At 47.2% G+C, this 7,234-nt stretch carries 5 protein-coding genes and 1 pseudogene; 1 reads left to right on the forward strand and 5 read right to left on the reverse strand.

The features are described 5' to 3' along the window. The 5 genes and pseudogenes from Q0256_RS04890 to Q0256_RS04910 form a co-directional block, all read right to left on the reverse strand. Positions 1-243: pseudogene (locus Q0256_RS04890) on the reverse strand (ankyrin repeat domain-containing protein); the annotation flags it as partial. A 394-nt stretch (positions 244-637) separates the two neighbouring features. Continuing rightward, entirely contained in the window at positions 638-826 is a 189-nt protein-coding gene (locus Q0256_RS04895) for a hypothetical protein (RefSeq protein WP_005869215.1), read from the reverse strand. A gap of 17 nt (positions 827-843) precedes the next feature. Continuing rightward, complete coding sequence (locus Q0256_RS04900) at positions 844-1,635, reverse strand: winged helix-turn-helix domain-containing protein (RefSeq protein ID WP_297960611.1); 792 nt, start codon at positions 1,633-1,635, stop codon at positions 844-846. Positions 1,636-1,644: 9 nt separating this feature from the next. Further along, the gene (gene fdhD / locus Q0256_RS04905) at positions 1,645-2,427 is read right to left on the reverse strand and encodes a formate dehydrogenase accessory sulfurtransferase FdhD (RefSeq protein WP_297960614.1); all 783 of its coding nucleotides are present in this window, start codon (positions 2,425-2,427) and stop codon (positions 1,645-1,647) included. 274 nt (positions 2,428-2,701) lie between these two features. Further along, positions 2,702-4,954, reverse strand: coding sequence for a molybdopterin-dependent oxidoreductase (locus Q0256_RS04910; RefSeq protein WP_232501139.1), 2,253 nt, complete (start codon positions 4,952-4,954; stop codon positions 2,702-2,704). A 534-nt stretch (positions 4,955-5,488) separates the two neighbouring features. Here Q0256_RS04910 and napA point away from each other — a divergent pair. Further along, a partial coding sequence (gene napA, locus Q0256_RS04915) for a nitrate reductase catalytic subunit NapA (RefSeq protein ID WP_297960620.1) occupies positions 5,489-7,234 on the forward strand: 1,746 nt, incomplete at its 3' end.

The raw sequence follows: 7,234 nt of genomic DNA on the forward strand, positions 1-7,234 counted from the left end.
TTTAAATACGTTTTTCGGATTTGAATTGTAATCTATATCCCAGTAGCGAAACGCGAAGCTATCGACCTCTTCTTGGGTTACGTATTTGCTAAGACCCGGCACTTTTGAGACATTTGTATCGGCAGTGACGGTAAAATGGGTTTGTTTGCGCTCCGTAAGACCCGATCTTTCGGCTAGCAGATACAGCGCGCATACGACTATCACGCAGATAGCATAAATAAACCTAAGTTTGAAGCTTTTCAAAATTTCCCCTTAGAATTTTGCTCGCGACTATATCTAATGAGTACTTAATAAAATATAAATGTTAGATAGGCACGATAGGCAAAGCTGAGCGAAAAATGCGGTTAAGCCGGGTTTGAATGATGAATCTTTCGAGTAAATTTGGCGAACGAATGTCGTGTCATAGACCTTATTTGCGTAGCTACATCCTACATTTACAGACTATGCTAGGCTCTATATCCGAGGCTCGTTCGCCGTAAATTTTACCGCAACATCTTTGCGCAACCTCTTCTTGAAAGCACAAACTACCGAAAACTATCGTCTTGCTAATGAGTGCGAGCCGCTACCGTATCACGAAAAGCGTATTTTACGGATCTGTTCGCAAGCTGCTCGCGCGGCTATGAAGTGCGCTTGGCGGCTATTTGCCGATAAAATTTTTCTGCAGCCACTCCATCGCTTTTTCTTCGCTTTCAAATCTGCCGCTTTTGGCGACTTGAAACTGCCCCTCGTAGAAGCGAATTCTGATACCGTCCTGGACGCTATCTACCTTGATGCGCGTGATCCTGTCTTTGTTTAGATAGGTTCGATCGTTTAGCTTTACAAACATCGTTTTCTCCTTTAAATTTAATGGTTTTTATCTGCCGCTTTACTTGCGTCTTTCTCGACCTCTTTTTTCAAAAAAAGCTCCTTAAAGCGCTCATTTGCGTAGTTTTCTATATCACTTTGCAGCTGCTTATACGCGGCGATCAGCTCATAGGCGCGCTCATTTAGCGTCGTGCCCGCGGCATTGCCGCCGCCTTGCTTGGTGCTAAAGAGCTCCTCTTGCAGATTTTTTTGTAAAATTTGCAGATGGCTCCAGCACTTTTTGTAGTTCATCCCCAAAACCTCGGCGGCTTTAGAGATGGAGCCCGTCTGGGCGATCACGTCTAGCACTTCGGTTTTGCCCTTGCCGAAAATGAGCTCGCCCTGCGCATTTTCGATCCAAGTTTTTGTTTTTACCCTCATTCTTTTGCCTTTCTTCTCTTTAAAGCAGCCCAACTGACAATATTTCACGTCTATGGCGTGCTCCTTAAGCGTAGAGCGCACGGTATCAAACCCCACTCCGCCGCTAGCTACGGCGCGGGCGTCGCGGCAAAAAATCCGCCTTTTCTCATCCAAAAACGGATTTAGCTTTTGCAGCGCCTTTATGCTGCCTCCGCTACATTGCAGCTTGCCGAACTGTCCGAGTTCGCAGCGATCTATCCGTATCCCTTCGCGTGCCGCAAGATCTCCTACTACGCTCGCGTCCACGCCTAATTTAGCGGCGATCTTAAACGCCGCGCCGCAATCGAGCTTGCCGCTTGGATTAAGTAAATTTAAAATCAGTCTTTTGATCTCGCTTGCTTTTTTATCGTCTATTCTGATATCTATCTCCATGCCGCCCTCTTAACTCAAAATTCTCTCTTCGCCGCTATAGACGTTTAAATTTTCGCCGCGCGCGAAGCCGCAAAGGGTAAGATCAAATTTACGCGCAATCACGACACCGAGACTCGTAGGAGCCGTACGCGAAACAAGCGCGCTAACGCCGCTCATCACGGCTTTGGCTACCATTTCAGAGCTTAGTCTGCCGCTTACCAAAAGAAGCGAGCCCTGCGTATCGCACCCCGCCAAGACCGCCTTGCCGACCGATTTATCGATGGTATTGTGCTGGGCGATATCCTCGCCGATAAAATACTCGCCGCTCGCGGTAAAGAGCTTTGCGGTGTGCACACAGCCCGTCATCTCGTAAAGCTCGCACTGCGTGTAAAACTCGCTCATCAAATTTAAAATTTCATTCTTATGAAATTTAGCATCCGAGCGGACTTTGCGCGCCGCCATCGCTGCAGGATCGATATTTGCGGTAGAGCTGCGCCCACAGCCGCTGATGATGACCTTTTCGGCATCGAAGCTATTTAGCCGCTTTTCGTTTATCTCGCCGCAGACATTCACGCTAAGCCCGTCAGGCGCGAGCTCGATGCTTCTTATACCGCTTGGATCCGAAATCAAATTTTCGCTCAGCAAATAGCCTACCGCGAGCGCCTTTAAATCGCTCGGAGTCGCCATCAGCGCGCCGAAACGCTTGCCGTTTAGTAAAATTTCAAACTTGATCTCGCGCACCAAGATATCGCTTACGATCCTTCTTTCATCCCCTTTAAATTTAACTATCTCCGCCCTATAAATCGGCTCCATAGACCTTCCTTATTTTAATTTCGCCCATATCGTAGTGAAATTTTGCTTAAATAGCCTTAATTCGCCGAAGTAAAGCCGAAGCGGCGTGCGTAAATTTAAAGCGCTCGCAGTTTTGTATTTAAAAAATCGCGTGGAAAATTCCACGAGCCACTTGCACCGTAAGCACAAGCGGCCATGAAACACCCGCAAAGATAAAATTTCATCAAATTTTGCCGCTGCCAGCAGCCGCGATTAAATTTCATCTTTGCAAAGCGGGCGGAGTTTACCGCCCAAACTACCTATGCACCGGCGATAGATAAGGTTTCTCGGAGTGCATCGACATCTCGTTTTGTCTTCTGAACTCGATAAACTCGCTCTCGCTAAGTTTTCTGATATTTGCGATCGTCATTTTTAGCGGCGGGATGCCCGATAGCGGATCAAGATCGCCCGCATGCACGAGCTCGTTGCCGTCGGCCTCGCTGTAATGGAAGGTCGTAAAGATCGTGCCCTCTTTTAGATCCGGATTTATGCGAAGCTTCGCGGCGATCTGACCGCGCTTATTTTTGACGAGCGCGTAGCAGCCTTCGGTAAGCTCGCGTTCGCGTGCGATGTCGGGGCTTACCTCGATGAGCGCGCCTTCTGCGCCCGCACCGTACTCTAGCGCGCGGCACTCTCTCGTCATCGTACCAGTATGGTAGTGATAAACCTTACGCCCGGTCGTAAATAAGCACGGATAAATTTCATCCGGAATCTCGCTAAGCGCGCCGCTTCCTACCGGATAATCATCCGGAATTTTCATCTTGGCTCTAAAATCCGCCTCCGCTTTAGCGCGCCCCTCTTTATCATCCACGTAAAGCACCGGCACCATTCTAAATTTACCGTCAGGCAGCATCGATTTATGATCTGCATAAAGCACCGGTGTGCCCGGATGATCTTCATCAGGACATGGCCAGCTGATGCCGCCTAGCTTATCTAGCCTATAGTAGCTAATACCGCCGAAAAATTTAGGCATTAATGCACGCACTTCGTTCCAAATTTCTTCCGCACTTAAAAAATCAAACCCTTCAAGTCCCATTCTTTGCGCGATATTGCAAACTACCTTCCAATCAGGCTCTACGCCAGGAGCCGGCTCGCTTGCCTTGCGCGTGCGCTGGACGCGGCGAGAAGTGTTTAAAAAGGTGCCGTCCTTCTCGCCCCAGCCAGCAGCAGGTAGTACGACGTCGGCCTTCTGTGCACTCTCGGTAAAGAAAAGATCCTGCACGATAAAGCAATCCAGATGGTGCGTTGCGTGCACGAAGTGTTCCGTCCAAGGATCGCTCATTACGGGGTTTTCACCGTAAACGTAGAGTAGCTTCAGCTCGCCGCTATCCATCTTATCTGGAGCAATCGTAAGTTTAAAGCCCGGAGTTGGATTTAGCTCAAAGTGCCATACTCTGCGCGCTTGCTCCTGAGCATAAGCGGAATTTACTGCACCTGCCGGGATGACGTTAGGCAGCGCACCCATGTCGCATGCGCCCTGGACGTTATTTTGACCGCGCAAAGGATTTACGCCTGCACCTCGTTTGCCTAAATTTCCAGTCAAAATGGCTAAATTTGAAAGCGAAAATACGTTTGAGGTACCGTCGCTAAACTGCGTGATACCCATCGTGTAGCAGATTGCCGCTGCGCCTGCTTTAGCATACATTCTAGCAGCTTCGATTACGAGCTCTTTTTTCACGCCGGTCTCGCGCTCGAATCGCTCAGGAGTAAAGTCCTTAACCGCTTCTTTTAGATACTCGTAGCCGTGAGCGTAGTTTTTGATAAACTCGTCATCTTGCAAATTTTCGGCAATGATAACATTCATAATGGTATTTAGCGTCTTGATATTCGCGCCCACCGGGATTTGCAGATAGATATCAGCTTTTTTCGCCATATCTGTGCGCTTCGGATCTACTACGATCATCTTGGCGCCGCGCTGAAGCCCGCGCTGCATCTGCATGGCAATGATCGGGTGACACTCGCTTGTGTTTGTGCCGATGAGTAAAAATACGTCCGTATCGGTAGCGAATTCTACCAAATCGTTCGTCATCGTTCCGTTTCCTAGCGTGTTGGCAAGACCTGCCACTGTAGGAGCGTGTCAAAGACGGGCGCAGTGATCGACGTTGTTGCTGCCCTGAGCTCGGAAAAATTTCTGGAAAACGTAGTTGTCTTCGTTATTTGAGCGCGCCGAGCTAAAGCCCATTATTGAGCTTGGGCCATATTTAGCGACGGTCTCTTTAAATTTAGACGCTACAAAATCGTAAGCCTCTTCAAAGCTTACCTCCTCAAGCTTACCGCTTCTATCAAATACTCCGTTTTTCTTACGGATCATAGGTTTGGCAAGGCGTTTTGGAGAGTTTACGAACTCCCAGCCGAACATCCCTTTTAAGCATAGCTCACCGTCATTTACGTGGTGGGCCTGCGTAGGGCGCGCGTTTACGATCCTGCCGTCTTTTACGATAAGATCGATACCACAGCCGGTGCCGCAGTAAGGACAAGTCGTTTTGACAATCTTTTCTCTGGACTGCATAATATTCCTTTCAAGAATTTTGGTTTGCACGGCTATTATACTTTCTAGATTATAAAAGAATTTTTAAATTAGTGAATTTTTTTAAGCAAAATTTAAGCAATATGCAAATCCCGCATATTAAATTGAATAGATAAATTTTACGATTTTGTCTCGATAATGACGGTATTTGCGCGTAAAATTTATCGCTTATCGCAAAAGACGCTTTTTAAGCTAACTTTTATAATTTTAATAGAATTTTGAAATTATATTACGCTCCGTTTTATTTCAAAGCACAATTAAATTTTGATGAAATTTTAATGCTGATTTATCGGTATAATATATTAATTTAATTCAATGAAAATATATATTAAAATTTATCAAAAACTCGCTGTCCTGATAAAATTTGAGCCACTAAATTTAAAATTTATAAAATTATTATTTTATATCTGAAATTCATTGCAGAAAAAACCTTGATTTTAATCTAGACTAAGCTGTTTTTTTATGCTATTATTCAAAATCTTAGTAGAAATTAATTCTAAACGAAAGGTTAATCTCATGGATAGACGAGACTTTATAAAAAGCTCTGCAGCAGCGGCTGCCTGTAGCGTTGCGGGCATCAGCTTGCCTAGCAGTCTTAGTGCTGCGGACGAAGCCGAAAAAGGCTGGCGCTGGGACAAGGCGGCCTGTCGCTTCTGCGGCACCGGCTGCGGCATCATGGTAGCCACCAAAGACGGCAAAATCGTAGCGGTCAAAGGCGATCCGTTAGCGCCCGTAAATCGCGGTCTAAATTGCATCAAAGGCTATTTCAACGCCAAGATCATGTACGGCGCCGATCGCATTACCAAGCCTCTTTTGCGCGTAAATTCCAAGGGCGAATTTGATAAAAAGGGAAAATTTATCGAGATCAGCTGGCAACGAGCGTTCGACGAAATGGAGAAGCATTTTAGGCGCGCCTATAACGAAGGCGGTCCCGAGGGCTTTGCCGTACTTGGCAGCGGTCAATACACGATTCCTGAGGGTTACGCCGCAGCAAAGCTAGTAAAGGCGGGCTTTCGCTCCAATAATCTCGATCCCAACGCTCGCCAGTGCATGGCCAGCGCCGTCGTAGGTTTTATGCAAACCTTCGGTATCGACGAGCCTGCGGGCGTTTTCGACGATATCGAGCTAACCGATACCATCATCGCTTGGGGCGCGAATATGGCTGAGATGCACCCTATCCTTTGGTCTCGCGTCTCCGACCACAAGCTTCGCAACCCGGACCGCGTAAAAGTTATAAATCTCTCGACATACTCTAGCCGCACTTCAAACATCGCCGATATTGAAATTATATTCCGTCCAAATACCGATCTTGCGATATGGAACTACATAGCAAGGGAGATCGTCTACAACCACCCGGATATGATAGATGAGAAATTTATTAAAGAGCACTGCGTATTCGCTACCGGTCCAGTAGATATCGGCTACGGCTTGCGAGAAGATATCAATCATAAAAAATACCGCAAGACCGAGCTTGACACCGCGGCTAAGCAAAAATCCAAAATTTTAAGCAAATCCGAGGGCGTTACGTTAGCATATCTGGGTATGAAAGAGGGCGATGTACTCGAAAACAAACACTCTGACAAATCGGACGCTCACTGGCTCATAAGCTTCGAAGAATTTAAAAAAGCGCTGGAGCCTTACACGCTAGATTTCGTAGCGCCTTTAGCTAAGGGTGACGAAAGTGAGGATTTAGAGGCGTTTAAGACCAAGCTAAAGCAGCTTGCTGATTTTTATATAGAAAAAGATCGCAAAGTAGTAAGCTTTTGGACGATGGGCTTTAATCAGCACTCAAGAGGAACTTGGGTCAATGAGCAAAGTTACATGGTGCATTTCCTTCTCGGCAAGCAAGCCAAACCTGGCTGCGGAGCGTTTTCGCTTACCGGTCAGCCTAGCGCTTGCGGCACAGCTAGAGAGGTAGGCACGTTTTCTCACCGCCTACCTGCTGATATGGTTGTGGCAAATCCGGCACACAGAAAGGTTTCCGAAAAAATTTGGAAGCTTCCCGAGGGTACGATAAATCCAAAACCGGGTGCGCACTACGTGCAGGCTCTACGCAATCTCGAAGACGGCAAGATAAAATGGATATGGGTACAGGTCAACAACCCGTGGCAGCAGATCGCCAACGCAAACCACTGGATCGCCGCGGCGCGCGAGATGGATAACTTCATCGTAGTAAGCGATCCGTATCCGGGACTAAGCGCAAAGGTAGCTGATCTAATCCTGCCAACCGCGATGATCTACGAAAAATGGGGCGCATACGGC

Source organism: uncultured Campylobacter sp., from assembly GCF_937949835.1.
Taxonomy (GTDB): domain Bacteria; phylum Campylobacterota; class Campylobacteria; order Campylobacterales; family Campylobacteraceae; genus Campylobacter_B.